We start from the raw sequence: 20,082 nt of genomic DNA, 5'->3' as shown, positions 1-20,082 counted from the left end.
GGTGCTTCCTACTTGCAGGTCACATCAATTTCGAACGGCTTGGTCAACGGCTGCATGGGGTTCTGCATGTCGACCCCGGTCGCGTGCCCGCTGATCTTGTAGCTGTTGCCGTCTTTGGTTGCGGTGGCATCACCCTGGCCGGAGGCCTCGGCGTACCCGAGCGAGACACCATTGACGTTGCCCAGCGCGACCGACTTCACAGCCGGCGGGTTGGCGTCGGTGAGGACGGCGCCGATTCCGGCCTCCGGCCCGCCGATGGCGATGTTGACGTTGCCGCCCATCGTCGTGCATGCCACGGTGCCGCCGATGTTCTGGTCCTTGCCATCAATGGTGACCTTCGCGTTCGCTGCGTCCGAAACGCTTGCCGAACCGCCAGGTACCGATACCGACGTCGCGGGAGCGCTCGACTCCTTCTTGTCCTTGTCGCCCGAACAACCAGACAACCCCGCGGCCAGGACCGCCGCGCCGGCCATCGCGATCACCAATCTGCGCATCACCTTCTCCTTATTGCCATGTGATCCGGTCGATGTTCGACCGTTTCGGCAGTATGCGTCTCCGCGGGCGATAAGGAACGCGAAACGGCCTAATCTTCACATGCCGGACGGTCCGGGTTCGACATCGTCGGCGACGGTGGCATTGTCGTAGTGGTGGACCACAACCCTGTCAGCCCCGTCATCGCGGCGGCTCACCGCGAGCAGCTGAACACCCTGCCGTTCGGCGACAACAGAGACTTCGACGATGCCGACCGGGGGTTCATCACAGCCCTGACACCGTGCGTGGTGACCGCCGCGGACGGCCGGGTGGTGTGGGACAACGACAGCTATGACTTCCTGACCGGTGACGCGCCGACGTCAGTGCACCCCAGCCTGTGGCGCCAGTCGAAGCTGGCGGCCAAACAAGGCCTCTACGAGGTGGTGGAAGGCATCTACCAGGTTCGCGGCCTGGACATCTCCAACATCACCTTCGTCGAGGGCGACACCGGTGTCATTGTGATCGACCCGCTGATCTCCACCGAGGTCGCCGCGGCGGCGCTGACGTTGTACCGCAGTCACCGCGGCGGTGACCGGCCCGTCGTGGCGGTCATCTATACCCACAGCCACGCCGATCATTTCGGCGGTGTCCTGGGCGTCATTTCGCAGGCCGACGTCGACGCGGGCCGGGTCGTTGTGCTGGCACCCGAGGGTTTCGTCGAACACGCCGTGCAGGAGAACGTCTACGCCGGGACCGCGATGACCCGGCGGGCCACCTACATGTACGGCACCCTGCTGGCGCGCGGCCCGCACGGACAGGTCGGTTGCGGTCTGGGGCAGAACACCTCCACCGGGGAGGTCGCGCTGATCGCGCCGACGCTGACGATCCGGCAGACCGGCGAATCCCACACCATCGACGGCGTCGAGATCGAGTTCCAGATGGCGCCGGGAACCGAAGCCCCCGCCGAGATGCACTTCTACTTCCCGCGCTACCGCGCACTGTGCATGGCCGAGAACGCCACCCACAACCTGCACAACCTGCTGACCCTGCGGGGGGCGCTGGTGCGCGACCCGCACGGCTGGTCGGGGTATCTGACCGAGGCGATCGACACGTTCACGGATCGCGCCGATGTGGTCTTCGCGTCGCATCACTGGCCGACCTGGGGTCGCGACCGCATCGTGGAATTCCTGTCGCTGCAGCGGGATCTGTACGCCTATCTGCATGACCAGACGCTGCGGCTGCTCAACCAGGGATACACCGGGGTGGAGATCGCGGAGCAGTTCGAGCTGCCGCCGGCGTTGCAGAACGCCTGGCACGCCCACGGCTACTACGGGTCGGTCAGCCACAACGTGAAAGCCGTCTACCAGCGCTACATGGGCTGGTTCGACGGCAATCCGGCCCGGCTGTGGCCGCACCCGCCGGAAGAGCTCGGGCCGCGCTACGTGGCGGCGATGGGTGGAATAGACCGCGTCGTGGAACTGGCTCGCTCGGCGTTCGATGACGGCGATTTTCGATGGGCTGCCACACTACTCGACCACGCGGTGTTCACCGACGATGCGCACGAGGCGGCCCGGGCGCTGTACGCCGACACGTGCGAGCAGCTGGGCTACGGCGCTGAGAACGCCACCTGGCGCAACTTCTTTCTGTCCGGTGCGACCGAATTGCGGGTCGGCAACTTCGGCACCGCCAACAAGGTGACGTCGCCGACCATGCTGGCCCAGCTTTCGCCCGAGCAGGTCTTCGACATGTTGGCGATCAGCGTGAACGGTCCGCGCGCCTGGGATCTGGAGGTCGCGCTGGACTTCTCGTTCACCGACTCGGCCGCCAACTATCGGGTGACGCTGCGCAACGGTGTGCTGGTGCATCGCCGGACGCTCGCCGACCCCACGTCGGCGGATGCGACGGTGCGCCTGGCCACCACGATGCGACTGTTGGCCGCGGCGGCCGGCGATTTCAGCTCATCTGGTCTGGAGGTCGACGGTGACCGCTCGGCGGTGCAAGCGCTGCTGGGTGTGCTGGACCGGCCGGATCCGGCCTTCAACATCGTCACGCCGTGAGCTAATAACCGCGAGCAGACGCTAATGTGCCCCTTTTGACCCCATTACGAGCACATTTGCGTCTGCTCGGCCTGATTAGTCGACGTCGATGATGACTTTGCCGACCGCCTTGCGGTCGGCGACGTAGCGCAACGCCGCCGCGGTGTCGGCCAGCGCGAAGCGGGCGCCGATATACGGGCTGACCCGGCCCTCGGCGAACAGCTGGTGCAGTTCGACCAGGTCGCGGTCATTCTCCGCCGGGTAATCGGTGGCGAATGTGCGAATCTCCATGCCCTGCACCGTGATGCCCTTCAACATCACCAGGTTCAGCGGGATCGACGGGATGGATCCGGCGGCGTAACCGAGGGTGACGAACCGCCCGCCGCGGGCCAGGCTGCGCAGCGCCGGCTCGGCGTAGGGGCCGCCGACCGGATCCAGCACTGCTTGGGCGCCGTCGCCGGTGATGTCGCGAATCCGCTGTTTGAGATCTTCGCGGTCGTAGTCGACGGTGGCGGCAGCACCGCGCTGTCGGCACACCTCGAGTTTCTCCGGGCTGGACGCCGCGGCCAGAACCTTGGCCCCCATCGTCACCGCCAGATCCACCGCCGCCAGACCCACACCGCCGGCGGCGCCGAGCACCACCACCCAATCCCGAGGCGCCACTTGGGCAACCGAACGAAGCGCGTGATAGGCGGTGCGGTAGGTGACGCCGAATCCGGCGGCGGCCGCGTAGTCGATGCCGTCGGGAATCGCGGTCGCCGACGAGGCGGGCACCAGTGCCTGTTCGGCGAACGCGCCCACGAACGAGGTGCCGACCACCCGGTCACCGGGTGCGAACGAAACGCCGTCGCCGACCGCGATCACGTCCCCGGCCAATTCGCTGCCCGGGGTGAAGGGCGGCGGGATCTTCAGTTGATATTTTCCGTCGATCAGCAGCACATCGGGGAAGTTGACCGCGGCGGCGCGCACCCGCACCACCATCGTGTCCGGGCCGGGGGTCGGGTCTGGAACCTCCTCGACCACCAGGTCTTCCGGCGGGCCGTACCGCCGGCACATCACCGCGCGCATCAGACGCCCAGTCCGCGTAGGCAAAACGCCACCAGGTGTTCGACGTCGGCCCGTTTGGGGCGCTGGCCGGAGTTGAGGTAGCCACGCATGGTCGACAGGGTACAGCTGAAGACCAGGTCCACATCCCGGCGCGGGTCGCTGCCGCCGAGCGCCGTGACCGGTTCGATGAGCAGGTCACGCAACGGCAGCAGGATATCGTCGTTGGACAGGCGCCGGTCGGCGCTGACCGCCAATTGGCTGCTGGCCGCGCGGCTCAGGCTCAACAGGTGCGGATCGGAGACCTGGGCCAGCGCACCGCGAATCCATCGCGCCACCTTCCCCTCCGGGGTGGACTCTTTGGCCAGCTGATGCTCCAGGTAGGACACGACGATCGTCACCCCGCGCTCCATCACCGCCAGGATCACGTCGTCCTTGCCGGCGAAGTAGCGGTAGAACGCCTTGTTCGACGATCCCGCCTGCGCGACGATGTCGGACACTCGGGGCGGATCCGGCGCCGTGCGCTCCATCACCGTCACCGCCGCCGCCAGAATGCGTTCGACTTCGGCGGTGGCCTCCCGCTGCCGGTCATCGAGGGCGCGGTGCACCGCCGCGGTCACGCGGGTGCTCGTCACGGCACCGCCGGGATACGGTCGACCAGCCCGCCGTACTTCGCCTGGGCGGCCTCGATGCGGTTGTCCAGAAACTCACTGGGCCATTCCGGATCCTCGGCCTCGTAGCCTTTGAGCAGCTGCCGTGCCAGATTGACCTTGTGTGCTTCGGTGGGGCCGTCGGCCAGCCCGAGCGCCACCCCGCCCAGCAACACGCCGACCAGCGGCAGCTGCTCGGTCAGGCCCATGGCGCCGTGCACCTGGATCGCACGCAGCCCGATCGACTTGAGCACCTGCGACGCCAGGATCTTGCACACCCCGATCTCGGCGCGCGCCGCCTTCTCGTCGCCGTTGTCGATCAGCCAGGCCGCGTGCAGCACGGTCAGCCGAAACGGAACAAGCTCGGCGTAGGAATCGGCAATGAACGCCTGCACCAGCTGCTTGTCGGCCAGCGAACCTCCTTGGGTGAAACGGCTTTTCGCGCGCCTTGCCATCATGTCGATGGCCCGCTGCGCGACCCCGATCGACCGCATGGCGTGATGCAGCCTGCCGCCGGCCAGCCGGTTCTGCAGGATCAGGAAGCCCTGTCCAGGTTCGCCGAGAATGGCCTCGGCGGGAACCCGGACGTCGTCGTAACGCACCAGCGAATGCCCGGCCTCGTGGTGATTCGACCCGACCAGGTGGTGGGTGGCTTCGATCACCAAACCGGGTGTGTCGGCAGGGATGAGGAAGGTCGAGGCGCCCCGGTGCACCGGCACATCGGGGTCGGTGATCGCCACCACGATGAAGAACGACGCCACCGAGGCGTTGGAGGAGAAGTACTTTCGCCCGGTGATCACCCACTCCTCACCATCGCGGACCGCACGTGTGGTGAACACCCGAGGGTCCGCACCGCCCTGCGGCTCGGTCATCGAGAAGCAGGAGAAGATCTCCCCGGACAGCAATCCGGCCAGATAGCGTTCCTTCTGCGCGGGGGTGCCGAAGCGGGCCAGGATCTCGGCGTTTCCGGTGTCGGGAGCCTGGGTGCCGAACACGATCGGCGCCCAACTGCTGCGGCCCAGGATTTCGTTGATCAGCGTCAGCTTGACCGCCCCGAAACCCTGCCCGCCCAGGTCGGGACCCAGGTGCGGCGCCCACAGACCCTGCTCACGCACCCGGTTCTTGAGCGGGTCGACGATCCGGCGGCGCTGGGAGTCCAGCGGCAGGTACTCGCAGCCGGGGAACAGCACTTCGAGCGGTTCGACCTCGTCGCGAACGAACTCCGTGATCCAGTCCAGCTTGGCCTGAAACTCCGGCTCGGTGGAGAAATCCCATGCCATGTTCTGTTCCTTTCAGGATCCTTGGCGGCAACCGGCCGCTAGCGAATGCCGCCGTCGGCCCGCACGATCGAACCGGTGGTGAAACTGGATGCATCGGACATCAAAAACAATGCGGCGCCCACGATCTCGGTTGGGTTTCCGGCGCGCTGCAAGGCGTGGTCGCCGAACGGGTTGGCGGTATCCCCGAAATCCCACGCCTTGGAGATGTCGGTCAGAAACGGCCCGGGCATCAACGTGTTGACCCGCACCGCCGGGCCGAACGCCTGCGCCAGCGCCTCGGTCATGGTGTTGAGGCCGGCCTTGGATGCGGCATACGGGATGAACGAGGGATGCGGACGCACGGAGCCGTGGGTGCTGACGTTGATGATCACCCCGCGACCGGCCGTCACCATCCGCTCACCGACCAACGCCGACAGCCGAAACGGGCCCTTGAGGTTGAGGTTGACCACGGCGTCGAACATCTTCTCGGTCACGTCGGTCTGCTGTGCGTATACCGGCGACATCCCGGCGTTGTTGACCAGCACGTCGACCTTGCCGAACCGTTGATAGACTGCCTCGACCAGCCCGTCGAGCTGATCCCAGCGCCCGACGTGCACCGCGTACGGCATTGCGGCACGCCCGGTTTCCGCCGCGATCTCTGCGGCCGTCGCCTCGCACGCCTGAAGTTTGCGGCTGGCGATCACCACGTCGGCGCCGCACCGGGCGGCGGCAAACGCCATCTCCCGGCCGAGCCCCCGGCTGCCGCCGGTGACCAGCACCACCTGGTCGGTCAGGTCGAACAACCGGTCGGCAAATCCCATGGCTCAGCTCGTTCCAGTCAGTGCCCGGGCCATCTCGGCTGCCCGGGCGATCAGCTCCGGGATCATCGGGCCCATCGCCTGCGCGATCTTCGGATCGACCTTATCGGTGGTCACCGACGCCGCGTAGGTTTTCTCCAGCACGATGCCCAGTTTCCAGTTCGCCAACACCAGGTAGTAGTCGATGTTCTCCGTCGACAACCCGCTGACCTTCTCATAGTGCGCCAGCAGCTCACTGCGGGTCGGCATACCCGACAGATCCGCGTAAAACCCTTCAGTACGTGGGTTTTCGCCGTCATAACCCAGCAGCGCCCAGCCGACGTCGAGCAGCGGGTCCCCGATCGTCGTCATCTCCCAGTCCACGATCGCGGCCAGCTTCGCCGGTGCGCCGTGGGCGTACATCACATTGGCGAACTGGTAGTCGCCGTGCATGATGCCGGGCACGTAATGCCGGGGGCGGTTGCGGCGCAGCCAGTCCGCGGCCTCGTCCAGGCCGGGCAACTCGCGCACCCGGTAGCTGTCGAGGAAGGCCAGCCAGCGGTCGACCTGCCGTTCGTGGAAGCCGTCGGGCCGACCGAACCCCTGCAATCCCTGTGCGCGCCAGTCCACTCGGCCGAGCCGGGCGGCGCCGTCGATCAATTCGAACGCCAGTCCGCGCCGAGCCGACGGGTCGGTGTCGAACGGCGGGGGCCAGGCGTTGCCGGTGGAGTTCCAGCCGTCCACCTCGGCCATCACATAGAACGGAAGGCCCAGCACGTCGCCGGCGTCGTCGGCGGCGATCAACGCGGCGTGGGGGACGTCGGTGCCGGACAGGGCGCGGACCAACCGGATCTCGCGGCGCAACCCGTCGAGGCGGGCGGCGTCGGCGCGGACGCCGGGCATCCGCAGCACCATCGATTGTCCGCCGCGCCGGATCCGGTACAGCGTGTTCTGGGACCCGCCCGACAGCGCCTCGAGCACGGGCACCTCGCCGTCGCCGGGGACTGCGTTTGCGTCGAGCCACCGTGCCAGCGCGACGATGTCGATCTCGGCCATGCTGCACACCTCGCTCTCTGTGCAGAGAATAGCATTCTCCGCCGGGGCGTGCCCACCGAAGGGGGATCCCGTGCGGGCCGAATATGGTGGCACGATGCAGTTGCTTCTGGTCCGTCACGCGCTGCCGTTGCGCAGCGAACACGGGGAGGGGTCCGACCCCGCCCTGTCCGACACCGGTTTCGAGCAGGCGCTGCGGCTGCCCGCCGCGTTGGCCCGCTTCCCCCTGGCCCGGTTGGTCAGCAGCCCGCAGCGGCGCGCGATCCAGACCGCCGAGCCCGTCGCCAAGAAGCTAGGCCTTCAGATCGACATCGACGAGCGGTTCGCCGAATACGACCGCAACATGCACGCCTATGTGCCGATCGAACAGATCCGCGCCGAGCAGCCCGAAGCGTGGGCACGGATGTCCGCGGGCCACTTGCCTCCCGGGGTGGACGAGGACGAATTCTGCGGGCGGGTCAGCGCCGCCGTCAGCGACGTGGTGGCCGCCGCCGATCCGGATGACACGGTGGCGGTGTTCAGCCACGGCGGCGTGATCAACGTGCTGCTGCATCAGATCCTGGGCACCCAGAGGCTGTTGTCGTTCCCAATCGACTACGTATCGGTGACCCGGCTGCTGTACTCGCGCACCGGGCAGGCCGTGGTGGTGGCCACCAACGGCACCGAGCACGTCTGGGACCTGCTGCCGCGCAACAACCGTGAAATTGGGTGACGCACGATGACGACTGCCGAGCTGCCCGGACTGGATCTGACGGCACTGGACGGGCACCTGCGCGCGATCGGCGTCGCACGCGCCGGGGACCTGCGTGCTGAACTGATCTCCGGCGGACGATCCAACCTGACGTTCCTGGTCGCCGACGATGCGTCGAGCTGGGTGCTGCGGCGCCCGCCGCTGGCCGGCCTCACACCGTCGGCGCACGACATGACCCGCGAATACACGGTGGTCGCCGCACTGGCCGACACCCCGGTCCCGGTGGCGCGACCGATCACGCTGTGCGACGACGATTCCGTGCTGGGCGCCCCGTTCCAGATGGTCGAGTATGTGGCCGGCCGGGTGGTGCGCAGCCAGGCAGAGCTGGAAGCGCTCGGTGGTGTCGACACCATCGAGGCCTGCGTGCAGGGCTTGATCCGGGTGTTGGCCGACCTGCACGCGGTGGATCCCGACGCCGTCGGGCTCAGTGACTTCGGGAAGCCCGCCGGCTACCTGGAACGCCAGGTGCGCCGGTGGGGATCGCAGTGGGACCTGGTCCGGCTGCCCGACGACCCGCGCGACACCGATGTGCGCCGGCTGCATGAATTGCTCACCGAGGCCGTCCCGCCACAGGGCAGGGTGTCGCTGGTGCACGGGGACTACCGGATCGACAACACCATCCTGGACGCGCACGACGCCGGCCGGGTGCGTGCCGTTGTCGACTGGGAGCTGTCGACGCTGGGCGATCCGCTGTCCGACGCCGCGCTGATGTGCGTCTACCGCGACCCGTCGCTGGACCTGATCATCGACGAACACGCCGCCTGGACCTCGCCGCTGCTGCCCGACGCCGACGAACTCGCGCAGCGCTATTCGGTGCTGTCCGGACAGCCGTTGGCGCACTGGGACTTCTATATGGCGCTCGGCTACTTCAAGGTGGCCATCATCGCCGCGGGCATCGCCTACCGGCTGCGTGTCGGCGGCGGCACCACCGGCACCACCGACAAGGTCGGCGACACGGTGGGGCCGTTGATCGCCCGCGGACTCAGCGAGCTTTCCCGCGGGCGGTGAGCTTCTTGGTCGCCCGGCGCAACTGCACGATGCGCGCCGTGCCGGCCAGCACCGTCAGCAACCCACCACCGACCGCCGCCAGCAGGATCAACACGCCCAGCGGCAGTTTCGGCGAGGTCCAGCTCAGGAAATCGACGCTGGTCGGTGTGGTGTTCTGCGCGACGAAGATCAGCAGCACGATCAGAATCAGGAACCCGGCGATCAGCGCCGACCACAGCGCCGCGGCGCGGGTGAACTTGGTCTCCGCCGCCGGCGCCGAGGTTGGCGTCGGTGTCGATGGCTCGGGCGATGACTCGTCAGACGAGACGTCGGGATCGCTGCTCATGGCGTCATCCTTACCCGATTCCGCTGAGAAATGCGCCAGATCGCCGCGAACGTCGTGGGCCGCGTCCGGCTGCGCTGGGCAGGAACAACTCCGTCGCTTACGGTAAACGGGTGAGTTCAGCCCCCTCTGATCCGGCACCGAGCACCTGGCCGGCAATATTGACCTGGCGCGCACACGATGTCCCGCGGATGGAATCGGTGCGGGTACAGCTATCCGGCAAGCGGATCAAAGCCACCGGCCGCATCGTGGCGGCGGCCACCGACAAGCACCCGGCTTTCAGCGCCTATTACGACCTGCAGACCGATGAAACCGGCGCCACCAAGCGGTTGGGGCTGACCGTCACGCTGGCCGAGCGGGAACACCAGTTCTCGATCGCCCGCGACGAGGAGAACATGTGGCTGGTCACCGACACCCGCGGGGAGTCTCGGGCCAGCTATGACGGGGCGCTGGACGTCGACGTGGTGTTCAGCCCGTTCTTCAATGCGCTGGCGATCCGGCGGACCGGCCTGCACGAACAGCCCCAGTCGGTGATCCTGCCGACGATCTATGTCACGCTGCCGGAGATGTCGGTGGACGCCGCCACGGTCAGCTACAGCAGCGTGGAGGACGGGCTCAAACTGCGCTCGCCGGTCGCCGACACCACCGTCACCATCGACGCCGACGGATTCATCGTGGACTATCCAGGATTGGCAGAGCGGATCTGATCACCCCGCCCGCCCGACCGGCGGCGGCCAGCTCCGCGCGCCAGTTGTCCGCGCCGACCGTGGTGGTGATGATGTCCGGCCGCGGGAAACACTCATAGCGGGTTCGCGCGGCGTGGCCGGCTTCGACGAGTTCGGCCACCGAGCCGCTTTCGGCAAGCGCGTCCCGGGCCTGGTTCAGCAGATCCAGGGTCCGGTCCAGCGCCGGGAGCAACTGGTCGGAGTTCGCCTCACACATGGCCCGCACCAGGTCCGGGGCGGTGCCGGCAACCCGGGTGCCGTCCCGGAACGAGCCGGCGGCCAGTGCGAAAGCCAGCGGTACGTCGGCGGCGGTGAGCGCCAGGGCTTCGGCCAGCAGGTGCGGCAGGTGCGAGATCGCGGCCGCGGCGGCGTCGTGTTCGTCTGAGCGGGCCGGGACCACCACGGAGCCGCAGTCCAATGCCAGCTGCAGCACCATCGACCACACCATCGGGTCGACGTGGTCGTCCACGCTGAGCACCCACGGTGCGCCGACGAACAGCCGGGCGTCGCCGGCGCTCCACCCGGACTGCGCGGTCCCGGCCATCGGGTGACCACCGACGAAACGCGCCTGCAGCCCGGCGGCGGTGACCTCGTCGAGAACGGCGCCCTTGACGCTGGTGACGTCGGTCAGCGCACAGTCGGGTGCCGCCGAGCGGATGTGGCCGAGCAGGATCGGCAGCGCGGGCGCCGGCACGGCCAGCACCAGCAGCGCTTCGCTGGCGGCGGCCCGGGCCAGGGTGTGATCCAGGTCGGTGGTGGCGTCGAAGCCCTCGGCGGTGGCCGCCTGCACGCCCGCCACCGACCGGTTGTAGCCGAACACCTCCCGACCGGCAGCCGCGGCCGCGCGCAGCACCGAGCCGCCGATCAACCCCAAACCGAGTACGCACACCGGTGTCTTTGCCACCTCTCCAGGTTGGCACACCATCGGTGATGTGCTGGTCAATGGCTGGTCAACTACGTAGCGGACGACTAGCCTTGGCGCCCATGGGTGCACAGCAAGCCTCGATGCAGGGCCGGTCGGCGGACACGCCGGACGGTTTCGGGGTGTCCGTTGTGAACGAGGACGGCAAGTGGCGCTGCCGGCCGATGCGGCCCGCCGCACTGAGCAGCCTGGCCGCCGCCGAGACCGAGCTGCGTGAACTGCGCAGTGCCGGTGCTGTTTTCGGGATGCTTGATGTCGACGAGGAGTTTTTCGTGATCGTTCGGCCGGCGCCGTCGGGCACCCGGCTGTTCCTGTCCGACGCGACCGCAGCCCTGGATTACGACATTGCCGACGAGGTGCTGGACAAGTTGGACGCCGACATCGACGCCGAGGACCTCGAGGACTCGGACCCCTTCGAAGAAGGCGATCTGGGTTTGCTGGCCGACATCGGGCTGCCCGAAGCGGTGCTCGGGGTGATCCTCGACCAGAGCGATTTGGACATCGACGAACAGCTGGCCCGGATCGCCCAGGAGATGGGCTTCGACGACGAGCTTTCCGCGGTGCTCGACCGTCTCGGTCGGTGAATACCGACGAAGACCTGATCCGCGACGCGTTGGCAGCGGCAGCGCAGGCCGATCCCCGCGATGTGCCGATCGGGGCGGTGATCGTGGCCGCCGATGGCACGGTGCTGGCCCGCGCCGCCAATGCCCGTGAAGCGTCGGGCGATCCCACCGCGCACGCCGAGATCATGGCGATCCGCGCGGCTGCGCAGGTACTCGGCGACGGCTGGCGGCTGACCGGCGCAACCCTGGCCGTCACCGTGGAACCCTGCACGATGTGTGCGGGCGCGCTGGTGATGGCGCGGATCGACCGGTTGGTGTTCGGGGCTTTCGAACCAAAGACCGGGGCGGTCGGCTCGCTGTGGGACGTGGTCCGCGACCGCCGTCTCACCCACCGGCCGCAGGTGCGCGGCGGTGTCCTGGCCGAGGAGTGCGCGGCGCCGCTGGAAAAGTTCTTCACCCACCAGCGATTGGGATGAGGCGCACCCGGTTAGGTACTCTGTCCCGCGGTGGCGTGTCCGAGCGGCCTAAGGAGCACGCCTCGAAAGCGTGTGAGGGGTAACCCCCCTCCGAGGGTTCAAATCCCTCCGCCACCGCCATAACGCCCAGCGTTTACGCAGGTAAACGCTGGGCTTCGGCATTTAGTGCAGCGTTGACGCCCCGCCGCGAAACTACGGCTCCGTTTGTCTGGGCATGGCACCCGGCTCCTCTGCGCACCTTCCGAGGGATGACGGCCACGCCCGGTTCTTACCCGCGGGGCGAAAAACACCGGTCTGTAAGAGCCGAAAACCTTGCCGAAACAAAACAACGAGGCTTACCTTAAGCGCACGTGAGATCGTGCGGCCCCTTGCCTAAGGAAGTACCAGCGATGGTTGATCGACGTATCAGGAAGTACCATCCGCACTCGCGCACAGCGATCCAGCGCTGTCGGCGTGCCGCCGGGTTGACCGGCGTTATCAGCGCGTTTTTGACGGTGGGGCTGGGGTCGCTGGCCTGGGCCCCCAAGGCCAGTGCCGATGAGTTCGACGTCGTCATGGACCAGGTCCTCAATGCGATCTTGGGTGCTTTCGACGATCAGGCTGTCGTTTCCGGGGCGGTACCGGAGCTGGGCTCGCTGGCGGCGGCCAGTCCGGTCGATACCTGGTTACACGGGCTCGAGCAGGATTGGATCAGCAGCGACTTCGGTCAGCAGGTAGACACCATGCTCAATTCCTGGTTCAACCAGGTCGATCCCACCACCGGGGCGTGCGGGTTGATCTGCAACGGCACTGATGGGGTCGGCGGCGGGTTGATCTTCGGTGACAATGGGGCCGCCGGCGTTGCGCAGCTGATGAGCCAGAACCTGCTGGTCAACCCCGGCTTCGAAACGGCCGACCCGTCCGGGTCGGGTTTCAGCGGGGTGACCATTCCGGGCTGGACGGAGACCGGTACTCCGACCGTGATCGCCTACGGCACCCCGTTCGGTTATCCGTCGCCGACTTCCTCTCCGTTCCCACCGCTCTTCAGCTTTCCGCAGGACGCGCCCGCCGGCGGCGGCGATAATTTCGCCGGCGGCGGCCCGGTGGCCACGTCCACCATCAGCCAAACCGTCGACCTCACCGGTGCAGCAGGAACGCCGTACACACTGAGCGCAGATCTCGGCGGCCAGGGCTTCAACGCGTCCTACGCCTCAGTGCAGGTCACCTTCTTCGACGCGAATGGGAACGTTCTGGGCACCGGCTCGCTCAACCCGGTCACGGTATGGGATCGCCTGGGTATCACCGGGTTTGAGGAACGCGACGTGTCCGGGACGGTCCCGGAGGGCACCACCTCCGCGCAGGTGACCACGACCTTCACCGACCAAAACGCGCTTCTCGGCAACTACAACGGTGCCTACGCCGACAACGAGTCATTCACCGTCGGCGATCCAAGCCTCACCGCGGCGCCGCTCACCCCACCGACGTCCGATGTCGGCCAACTGGATCATGTGTTCCTCATCTACATGGAGAACAAGGGCTTCGACGACATCGTCGGCAGCCCCAACGCGCCGTACATCAACAGCCTGATCAACAGCTACGGGTCTGCGGACGATTACTACGCGCTGAGCCACCCCAGCGACCCCAACTACATCCGGATCGTGGGCGGATCAGACTTCGGCATCGACTACAACCCCGACTCGGCCAACATCGACGCACCCAACCTCATGCAAGAAATGGACCAGGCCGGCATTTCGTGGGCCGGCTACGCGCAGAGCATGCCCAACCCCGGTGACATCGAGTCATCGGGTGACTACGACGTCAACGAATTACCCTTTGCCCAATTCAGCTACGTCCACGACAACACCCCCGCCTACCTGCAGGAACACCTGCTCCCGCTGACGCAGTTGCCCACCGATCTGCAGAACCCGAACACCTTCCCGCAATTCACCTGGATCGCCGCCGACGAGGACCACAACATGGAAGGCCCCGTCGATACTTTTGGTGGCGTTCTCCAGTTCATTGCCACCCAGTTCACGGACCATCAGTACAACGTCGCGGCCGGCGACCAGTTCGTCCAGCAACAGGTGGCCGCCATTGAACAGTCGGCAACGTGGAATGACCCGAACCAGAAGGACGCGATCATCATCACGTTCGACGAGGACAACAACAACCTGTCCCTGGGCCTTGGTAACGACGGCAACAACGTTCCGATGATCGTCATCCCGAACCAGGACGCCGTGACGGCCGGTGGGATGCAATCCGGCCAATTCACCACCGACGCCTACTACAACGAGTACGGGCTGATGAGGACTATTGAAGACGCCTTGGGTCTGGCCCCGCTCACGGCCAACGACATGTACGCCCAACCCATGAATGCATTCTGGAAATAACGCCGGCCGCATAGGTATTCGAGATCGGTCACCGCCGTGCCGCTGGCTACTCCTGCACGATGACCGGGTCGCCGACGTTGACGGTGTTGAAGTACCACTCCGCGTCGGCCGGGCTCAGGCTGATGCAGCCGTGGCTGGTGTTGTCCACCCCCAGGGAACGGACCGCCCACGGCGCCGAATGCACGTAGAGGCCGCGGCCGGTGATGCGGACGGCGTAGTCGACCGACAACCGGTACCCCTGCGGATCATCGATCGGGATGCCGACGCTGCTCGAATCCATGATCACCGAACGGTCCTTGGCCAACACCGAGTAGGTGCCGACCGGTGTCGGGAACTCGGGTTTGCCCATCGACGCCAACATCACGCCTTCCTCGCCGTGGTGCGGTCGGTGGTGCGGTGCCGGCAGGGGTGGCGCCCCGCCCGCCTCGACACCGTCGATGCTCACCACGAACGTGTGGTCGGAGATGTCGGCGACGCCCAGGACAGCGGGACCGGTTTTGAATCCTGTCGCCAGGCCGCCGACCGACAACGCCACCGTGCTGTGGGCCGGCCAGAACCGGTCGGGGGTCCAGTGCACGACATCGTCGGCGACCCAATCGAACCGGCCGGTCATCGGTGGCTGCGACTTGACCCTCAGGGCGCGTTCGGCGGCGGGCCGGTTGGCCACCGGTGCGTGAAACGTCACCACCACCGGGTGCGCGACGCCGACCACCTGGCCGCGCGAGGGCAGCACCGACGTGATGGGCGGATTGGCCGCCGCCGCGCTTGAACCCGCCTGCATGGTTGCCACTGTGGTGGCGATCCCGATCACCGCAAGCACAGACTGTATAGCCGCGCGCATCACCCAAACCGCCTTCGCGATCACCAATTATGTGGCGCCAATAATAGGATGGAATAACCCGTCGGCCCGCGCACGCCGCTGGGCGGTTCGGTCAAGTATTGGTCAAGTTTTGATTGCGGCGTCGTTGTCAAATTCACGGTGATTCCGCGGGAATTGCGTGATGCTCGCCGACTGGTCGGGGCGAATCGACCTTGTTGGTGTCGCCGGACGCGTCATGTGCTGGGCGCGGCGCTCGCAATGAGAGGACAGCCATCCGAAGTCTCAGTAAAATAACGGGTTTCATGCAGCGGGTACTGGGCGATGCCCGTTGTCGCTACCGTGGTCTCGGCGCGGTCGTGGGTTACCGGAATGATCCCGGGCACCGCCCGAAGGTCACTATTTGAGAAAGGTGTGGTCACGTTAACGCACGTTGGATATCAGTTTTGCAACCTGCGTGGCGTCGCCTGGACACCGCCAGAGAGCAGGCGATACGTTTCCGCCGCGGTTATCTGATCGCGAACAAATGCGGGGGGCATGAATATCGGGAGCAGGCAGTGAAGATCTTCGATCGCTTCAACCTCACCGCGGTCGCCAACATGGGGCTGTTCGCCGCTGCACTAGCGGTCAGCCCGGGCGTTGCAGCCGCCCCGCATCCCACGGGTGGGCCCACCTGTGGGGAGCGCGCGGCCGCTGCCGCTGACATTGCCGCAGCAGCTGCCGATACCGGCACCGGTGTGGTGCTGGCAGACAGTGTCGCGCCGGCAGGGGCGGGGGCGCCGTGTGCGGCCGCGACCGCAGCCGAAGTAGCGATGGCCGCCGGTGGTGTGCCGGCGGGCGCCGTCGCCCCGGTAGGCGGTGTCGCCCCGGTCGCGGGTGCGGTTCCGGTGGGCGGTGTGGCACCGGCGGCGGCCGCTGTTCCGGTCGGCGCTCCGGTTCCCGTGGGTGCACCGATCCCGGTGGGTGCGCCGGTTCCCGTGGGTGCACCGATCCCGGTGGGTGCGCCGGTTCCCGTGGGTGCACCCTTGCCGGTGGGTGCTCCGGTTCCCGTCGGTGCGCCGCTTCCCGTCGGTGTGCCGGTGATAGCCGGTGCCCCTGTGGCGGCCGGTGTGCCGGTGGCTGCCGGTGTGCCGGTGGTGGCCGGCGCCCCGATCGCGGGTGGTGTGCCCGCCGCTGTCGGTGCGCCGGTGACCCTGCTGTCCGGCGCCCCCGGCGGCAAGGGCGTACCGACCGCGCCGCCGCCGGACGCCGAGCCCGACCCGGTGGTGCTGCCCGGCCCGCCGCAGCCCTAGATCATCACTGCTGAAAACGACGCTCCAGCGGACATACCGCCCCCAAATCCGGGGGGTTGGGCCGCTGGGGCGTCGTTTTCAGTCATGAGGGCCGGTATCGACCGGTCGCTACCCGCCTAGGAAGCTGACGATTCCCTGCGTGACGGCCTGCGCATAGTGCGCCCGGCCCTGCGGGCTTTCCAATTGTGCGGCGTCCTCGCTGTTCTTCATGTTGCCCAGCTCGACCAGCACCGCCGGATACTGGGCGAGGTTCAATCCGGCCAGGTCGGCGCGGCCGTAGAGGCCGTTGGATCCCAGATAGGTGGATTCCGGGACGCCCGCGCCGGCCAGCGCATCGCGCAGGGTGGTCGCCAACCGCATTGCCGGACCGGACTGGGCCTCATTCAACGGCGGCGCGGAGTAGTTCACGTGAAAGCCGCGACCCGACGCCGGCCCGCCGTCGGCGTGGATGCTGACGATCGCGTCCGGTCGCAGCGCATTGGCCGCCGCGGCACGCTGGTCGATACACGGACCGACCGCGCTGTCGTTGTCGCGGGACAGTTGGGTGCGCACCCCGAGCTGCTCGAGCTCGTCCCGAATCCGGGTGACGACCTCCCAGGTGAAGGTGTGCTCGGCGTAGCCGTCGTTGCTCGCGGTGCCGGTGGTCTGGCACGGCTTCTCCCCACCGCGCCCGTTGGGGACCGGCCGGTTGATTGACGCGTCGCTGGCCCCGCTGTGCCCCGGATCCAGAAAAACCGTCATTCCGGCGATGCCCGGGGCCGCGGGCACCGGCGGCGCATCAATGAGCGCCAACGCCCCGCACAGCCCGGCGGCGGCCAGCCGATACAGGCGCTGTCGTCTCACGCGGCCGCGGCGTCCTTCGAGAAACCCGGAAACAGGTACCGCTGGACCAGCGCGGCCACAATGCCGCCGACCAGCGGCGCGGCCAGGAAAAGCCAGAGCTGTGCCAGCGCGTCGCCGCCGAGCAGCAGCGCCGGGCCCAGGCTGCGCGCCGGGTTCACGCCCGTGCCGGTGATCGGGACGCCGAGCAGGTGCACCGCGCCCAGTGCCAAACCGATCGCCAGCGACGACGCTGCGGCGTGCCGGATCTGGGAGGTGACCGTCAAGACGACGAGCACGAAGATGAACGTCAGGACCGCCTCGACAGCGAAGGCGCCGCCCCAGCCGATACCGATCAGCGAATGCGAACCCCACCCGTCGGCACCCAGCCCCGTCTTGGCCGGCGAGTACAGCGGACTGGAACGGAAGATGCCGTACAGCGCCGCGGCACCGACAATCGCGCCCACGCACTGCGCAACCCAGTACCCGATGCCCTCGATGACGCGCATCCGGCCACTGGCGACGAACCCGATGGTGACCGCGGGATTGACGTGCGCGCCCGAGATCGGCCCCAGCGCGTAGGCCAGGATCAACATCGCCAACCCGAAGGCGAGCGCGGTCGCGACCACGCCGGCGGCGACGCTGCAGCCCGCGGCACCGGCGACCAGCAGTCCGGCATTCCAATCCCCGAACGACAACGTGGCCGCACCGACCCCGACGAAGACCAGGATCGCTGTACCCAGAAACTCGCCGAACAACTTGCGTGCCATCGTCTCGACCTCCCCTGTCGGGTGCTGCCGGTGTTGCCCTTCATGGTTGGCTGATCTGTCTGCTAGTGCAGCGCATCTGTGGAATCGTTATGGACCTTACGCGCCGGGGAAATGTGGCACCGCGTGATGGTTGCCTTCGAGGAGTCGTTGATGAAACTGATCAGTCCGACGGACTCAATGTTCTTGTTGACCGAATCCCGAGAGCACCCCATGCATGTGGGCGGCCTGATGCTGTTCGAGCCCCCGGAGGGGGCCGGACCGGAATTCGTCGGTGAGCTCTTCCACGCCATGATCAACCAGCAGGATTTCCAGCCCACGTTCCGAAAGCGTCCGGCCACCGTCATGGGCACGATCAGCAACGTCGGTTGGTCCTACGACGACGACGTCGACATCGACTATCACGTGCGCCGATCGGCGCTGCCGGTACCGGGGCGGGTCCGTGACCTGTTGGAGCTGACCTCCCTGATGCACGGCACCTTGCTCGACCGGCACCGCCCGCTGTGGGAGGCCCACGTGGTGGAGGGTCTCAACGACGGCCGGTTCGCGGTGTACAGCAAGTTCCACCATGCCCTGGTCGACGGGGTGTCGGCACTGCGCCTGATGCAGCGCACGCTGTCCACCGACCCCCGCGAACCCGAGATGCGGGTGCCCTGGACGTTGCCGTCGCGCCGGCAGCCGCCGACCCCAGGCTCCCCCTGGTGGCAGACGCTCGCCGGCGCGCTGGGAAGTGTTGCGGCACTGGGCCCCTCGACCGTATCGCTGGCGCGGGCCGCGTTACTCGAACAGCAACTGACCCTGCCGTTCGCCGCGCCGCGCACCATGCTCAACGTCAAAATCGGCGGTGCCCGTCGCTGCGCCGCCCAATCCTGGTCGGTGGAGCGGATCAAGAACGTCAAGCGGGCCGCCGGGGTGACCGTCAACGATGTGGTCCTGGCGATGTGTGCCGGTGCGCTGCGCTACTACCTGGCCGAGCAGAACGCGCTACCCGACACACCGTTGGTGGCGATGGTTCCGGTGAGCCTTCGAACCGAAGCCGAAACCGACAGCGGCGGAAACATGGTCGGCACAATTCTGTGCAATCTGGGCACCGATCTCGAGGATCCGGTGCAACGGCTGGAGACGATCAGCGATTCCATGCGGCGCAACAAGAAGGTGTTCTCCGAGCTGCCCCGGGTGCAGGCGCTGGCACTGTCGGCGTTCAACATGGCTCCGCTGGCGCTGGCCGCGATCCCTGGCGTCGTGTCGTCGACACCGCCGCCGTTCAACATCGTCATCTCCAACGTGCCCGGGCCGACCCAGCCGATGTACTGGCGCGGCGCCCGGCTCGACGGCAACTACCCGCTGTCCATCGCCTTGGACGGGCAGGCCCTGAACATCACGCTGGCCAACAACGCCGACAATCTCGACTTCGGCCTGGTCGGCTGCCGGCGCAGTGTGCCGCACCTGCAGCGGCTGCTCGGGCACCTGGAGACCGCGCTCAAAGACCTGGAGCGTGCGGTCTGCGGGTGAGGTCGGCCCTTAGGGGCAGGTGACGTCGATCTCGAACGGCTTGCTCTGCGGGTGCGGGACGGGCTGCAGCTCGCTCGCGGTACCGGTCATGGTGTAGTGCTTGCCGTCCTTGGTGGCCTTCGCCTCGGTGACGGCGCCGGTAACCGGCATGTCCTCGACAAACATGTACTTGGTGCCCTCGACGTTGCCGAACACCACGCTCAGCAATTTCGGTGCGTCGGCGTCGGTCAGCGTGGCCACCACCGCGCTGTCGCCGATGGTGATCGCCGTGGAGCCGTCGCGGGTGGCGCAGGCGACGCTGCCGGTCGGCTGCTCCTGGCCGCCGACGGTGACTTTGGTCGTGGGCGCCGAGGGGTGGCTCGAACATCCCGACAGGCCGGCGACCAGTACCGCCGCGCCGGTCAATGCGGTCACGATTTCACGCTTCAC

Annotated in this window: 21 protein-coding genes and 1 tRNA gene; 10 read left to right on the top strand and 12 right to left on the bottom strand. The window is 67.3% G+C overall.

The window, feature by feature from the left end:
* Nucleotides 1-8 precede the first annotated feature (8 nt).
* Entirely contained in the window at nucleotides 9-497 is a 489-nt protein-coding gene (locus AC5Y36_RS16535; RefSeq protein WP_500042014.1) for a lipoprotein LpqH, read from the bottom strand.
* A gap of 147 nt (nucleotides 498-644) precedes the next feature.
* Here AC5Y36_RS16535 and AC5Y36_RS16530 point away from each other — a divergent pair, with 147 nt between their 5' ends.
* Nucleotides 645-2,528 (top strand): alkyl/aryl-sulfatase, encoded by a 1,884-nt coding sequence (locus AC5Y36_RS16530; protein WP_500042013.1) that lies wholly within the window; start codon nucleotides 645-647, stop codon nucleotides 2,526-2,528.
* A gap of 75 nt (nucleotides 2,529-2,603) precedes the next feature.
* Here AC5Y36_RS16530 and AC5Y36_RS16525 read toward each other — a convergent pair whose 3' ends face one another.
* From AC5Y36_RS16525 to AC5Y36_RS16505, 5 genes are read right to left on the bottom strand one after another with little or no spacing between them, the layout of a single operon-like run.
* Complete coding sequence (locus AC5Y36_RS16525) at nucleotides 2,604-3,575, bottom strand: NADPH:quinone oxidoreductase family protein (RefSeq protein ID WP_500042012.1); 972 nt, start codon at nucleotides 3,573-3,575, stop codon at nucleotides 2,604-2,606.
* Entirely contained in the window at nucleotides 3,575-4,186 is a 612-nt protein-coding gene (locus AC5Y36_RS16520; protein ID WP_500042011.1) for a TetR/AcrR family transcriptional regulator, read from the bottom strand. The genes AC5Y36_RS16525 and AC5Y36_RS16520 overlap by 1 nt, the downstream gene beginning before the upstream one ends.
* Complete coding sequence (locus AC5Y36_RS16515; protein WP_500042010.1) at nucleotides 4,183-5,481, bottom strand: acyl-CoA dehydrogenase family protein; 1,299 nt, start codon at nucleotides 5,479-5,481, stop codon at nucleotides 4,183-4,185. The genes AC5Y36_RS16520 and AC5Y36_RS16515 overlap by 4 nt, the downstream gene beginning before the upstream one ends.
* 38 nt (nucleotides 5,482-5,519) lie before the next feature.
* Complete coding sequence (locus AC5Y36_RS16510; RefSeq protein WP_500042009.1) at nucleotides 5,520-6,281, bottom strand: SDR family NAD(P)-dependent oxidoreductase; 762 nt, start codon at nucleotides 6,279-6,281, stop codon at nucleotides 5,520-5,522.
* Between the two features lie 3 nt (nucleotides 6,282-6,284).
* Nucleotides 6,285-7,313 carry a phosphotransferase family protein gene (locus AC5Y36_RS16505; protein ID WP_500042008.1) on the bottom strand — a complete coding sequence of 343 codons (1,029 nt, stop codon included), beginning with the start codon at nucleotides 7,311-7,313 and terminating at the stop codon, nucleotides 6,285-6,287.
* Between the two features lie 94 nt (nucleotides 7,314-7,407).
* On the opposite strand from AC5Y36_RS16505, the gene AC5Y36_RS16500 reads away from it, so the two are divergent.
* On the top strand, nucleotides 7,408-8,022 hold the full coding sequence (locus tag AC5Y36_RS16500) for a histidine phosphatase family protein (protein WP_500042007.1): 615 nt from the start codon (nucleotides 7,408-7,410) through the stop codon (nucleotides 8,020-8,022).
* A gap of 6 nt (nucleotides 8,023-8,028) precedes the next feature.
* Nucleotides 8,029-9,069: a phosphotransferase family protein gene (locus AC5Y36_RS16495; protein ID WP_500042006.1), complete on the top strand. Its 1,041-nt coding sequence runs from the start codon at nucleotides 8,029-8,031 to the stop codon at nucleotides 9,067-9,069.
* Here AC5Y36_RS16495 and AC5Y36_RS16490 read toward each other — a convergent pair.
* The gene (locus AC5Y36_RS16490) at nucleotides 9,044-9,394 is read right to left on the bottom strand and encodes a LapA family protein (RefSeq protein WP_500042005.1); all 351 of its coding nucleotides are present in this window, start codon (nucleotides 9,392-9,394) and stop codon (nucleotides 9,044-9,046) included. The two genes, AC5Y36_RS16495 and AC5Y36_RS16490, sit on opposite strands and share 26 nt — an antisense overlap.
* A gap of 110 nt (nucleotides 9,395-9,504) precedes the next feature.
* Between AC5Y36_RS16490 and AC5Y36_RS16485 the strand changes: the two genes are divergently transcribed.
* Nucleotides 9,505-10,098, top strand: a complete 594-nt coding sequence (locus AC5Y36_RS16485; protein ID WP_500042004.1) for a putative glycolipid-binding domain-containing protein — start codon at nucleotides 9,505-9,507, stop codon at nucleotides 10,096-10,098.
* On the opposite strand, the gene AC5Y36_RS16480 is transcribed toward AC5Y36_RS16485, so the two are convergent.
* Nucleotides 10,061-11,005, bottom strand: a complete 945-nt coding sequence (locus AC5Y36_RS16480) for a prephenate dehydrogenase (RefSeq protein ID WP_500042031.1) — start codon at nucleotides 11,003-11,005, stop codon at nucleotides 10,061-10,063. The genes AC5Y36_RS16485 and AC5Y36_RS16480 overlap by 38 nt on opposite strands.
* 95 nt (nucleotides 11,006-11,100) lie before the next feature.
* On the opposite strand from AC5Y36_RS16480, the gene AC5Y36_RS16475 reads away from it, so the two are divergent.
* The 4 genes from AC5Y36_RS16475 to AC5Y36_RS16460 all read left to right on the top strand — a co-directional run bounded on the left by AC5Y36_RS16475 (nucleotide 11,101) and on the right by AC5Y36_RS16460 (nucleotide 14,446).
* The gene (locus AC5Y36_RS16475; RefSeq protein ID WP_500042003.1) at nucleotides 11,101-11,622 is read left to right on the top strand and encodes a tRNA adenosine deaminase-associated protein; all 522 of its coding nucleotides are present in this window, start codon (nucleotides 11,101-11,103) and stop codon (nucleotides 11,620-11,622) included.
* Nucleotides 11,619-12,077 carry a nucleoside deaminase gene (locus AC5Y36_RS16470; protein WP_500042002.1) on the top strand — a complete coding sequence of 153 codons (459 nt, stop codon included), beginning with the start codon at nucleotides 11,619-11,621 and terminating at the stop codon, nucleotides 12,075-12,077. Before AC5Y36_RS16475 ends, AC5Y36_RS16470 begins: the two co-directional genes overlap by 4 nt.
* Nucleotides 12,078-12,106: 29 nt before the next feature.
* Nucleotides 12,107-12,197 (top strand) — tRNA-Ser (locus tag AC5Y36_RS16465).
* 269 nt (nucleotides 12,198-12,466) lie between these two features.
* On the top strand, nucleotides 12,467-14,446 hold the full coding sequence (locus AC5Y36_RS16460; RefSeq protein WP_500042001.1) for an alkaline phosphatase family protein: 1,980 nt from the start codon (nucleotides 12,467-12,469) through the stop codon (nucleotides 14,444-14,446).
* Nucleotides 14,447-14,492: 46 nt separating this feature from the next.
* On the opposite strand, the gene AC5Y36_RS16455 is transcribed toward AC5Y36_RS16460, so the two are convergent.
* On the bottom strand, nucleotides 14,493-15,287 hold the full coding sequence (locus AC5Y36_RS16455; RefSeq protein ID WP_500042000.1) for a L,D-transpeptidase: 795 nt from the start codon (nucleotides 15,285-15,287) through the stop codon (nucleotides 14,493-14,495).
* A gap of 533 nt (nucleotides 15,288-15,820) precedes the next feature.
* Between AC5Y36_RS16455 and AC5Y36_RS16450 the strand changes: the two genes are divergently transcribed.
* Entirely contained in the window at nucleotides 15,821-16,555 is a 735-nt protein-coding gene (locus AC5Y36_RS16450; protein ID WP_500041999.1) for a hypothetical protein, read from the top strand.
* Between the two features lie 108 nt (nucleotides 16,556-16,663).
* Here AC5Y36_RS16450 and AC5Y36_RS16445 read toward each other — a convergent pair whose 3' ends face one another.
* Nucleotides 16,664-17,398: an Rv3717 family N-acetylmuramoyl-L-alanine amidase gene (locus AC5Y36_RS16445; protein WP_500041998.1), complete on the bottom strand. Its 735-nt coding sequence runs from the start codon at nucleotides 17,396-17,398 to the stop codon at nucleotides 16,664-16,666.
* The gene (locus AC5Y36_RS16440) at nucleotides 17,395-18,144 is read right to left on the bottom strand and encodes an aquaporin (RefSeq protein ID WP_500041997.1); all 750 of its coding nucleotides are present in this window, start codon (nucleotides 18,142-18,144) and stop codon (nucleotides 17,395-17,397) included. The genes AC5Y36_RS16445 and AC5Y36_RS16440 overlap by 4 nt, the downstream gene beginning before the upstream one ends.
* A gap of 150 nt (nucleotides 18,145-18,294) precedes the next feature.
* Here AC5Y36_RS16440 and AC5Y36_RS16435 point away from each other — a divergent pair, with 150 nt between their 5' ends.
* Nucleotides 18,295-19,653 carry a WS/DGAT/MGAT family O-acyltransferase gene (locus tag AC5Y36_RS16435; RefSeq protein WP_500041996.1) on the top strand — a complete coding sequence of 453 codons (1,359 nt, stop codon included), beginning with the start codon at nucleotides 18,295-18,297 and terminating at the stop codon, nucleotides 19,651-19,653.
* A 9-nt stretch (nucleotides 19,654-19,662) separates the two neighbouring features.
* Here AC5Y36_RS16435 and AC5Y36_RS16430 read toward each other — a convergent pair whose 3' ends face one another.
* Nucleotides 19,663-20,082 (bottom strand): lipoprotein LpqH, encoded by a 420-nt coding sequence (locus AC5Y36_RS16430; protein WP_500041995.1) that lies wholly within the window; start codon nucleotides 20,080-20,082, stop codon nucleotides 19,663-19,665.

This window comes from Mycobacterium sp. NGS50, from assembly GCF_059812545.1.
The sequence above is the reverse complement of the archived record's forward strand: the minus strand, read 5'-3'. Positions and strand labels throughout refer to the sequence as shown.

Bases quoted from the DNA above. Each gene is read 5' to 3' on its own strand.
- AC5Y36_RS16525 (WP_500042012.1), bottom strand. From the start codon at position 3,575: ATGCGCGCGGTGATGTGCCGGCGGTACGGCCCGCCGGAAGACCTGGTG.
- AC5Y36_RS16515 (WP_500042010.1), bottom strand. From the start codon at position 5,481: ATGGCATGGGATTTCTCCACCGAGCCGGAGTTTCAGGCCAAGCTGGAC.
- AC5Y36_RS16510 (WP_500042009.1), bottom strand. From the start codon at position 6,281: ATGGGATTTGCCGACCGGTTGTTCGACCTGACCGACCAGGTGGTGCTG.
- AC5Y36_RS16505 (WP_500042008.1), bottom strand. From the start codon at position 7,313: ATGGCCGAGATCGACATCGTCGCGCTGGCACGGTGGCTCGACGCAAAC.
- AC5Y36_RS16500 (WP_500042007.1), top strand. From the start codon at position 7,408: ATGCAGTTGCTTCTGGTCCGTCACGCGCTGCCGTTGCGCAGCGAACAC.
- AC5Y36_RS16495 (WP_500042006.1), top strand. From the start codon at position 8,029: ATGACGACTGCCGAGCTGCCCGGACTGGATCTGACGGCACTGGACGGG.
- AC5Y36_RS16490 (WP_500042005.1), bottom strand. From the start codon at position 9,394: ATGAGCAGCGATCCCGACGTCTCGTCTGACGAGTCATCGCCCGAGCCA.
- AC5Y36_RS16475 (WP_500042003.1), top strand. From the start codon at position 11,101: ATGGGTGCACAGCAAGCCTCGATGCAGGGCCGGTCGGCGGACACGCCG.
- AC5Y36_RS16460 (WP_500042001.1), top strand. From the start codon at position 12,467: ATGGTTGATCGACGTATCAGGAAGTACCATCCGCACTCGCGCACAGCG.
- AC5Y36_RS16455 (WP_500042000.1), bottom strand. From the start codon at position 15,287: ATGCGCGCGGCTATACAGTCTGTGCTTGCGGTGATCGGGATCGCCACC.
- AC5Y36_RS16440 (WP_500041997.1), bottom strand. From the start codon at position 18,144: ATGGCACGCAAGTTGTTCGGCGAGTTTCTGGGTACAGCGATCCTGGTC.
- AC5Y36_RS16435 (WP_500041996.1), top strand. From the start codon at position 18,295: ATGAAACTGATCAGTCCGACGGACTCAATGTTCTTGTTGACCGAATCC.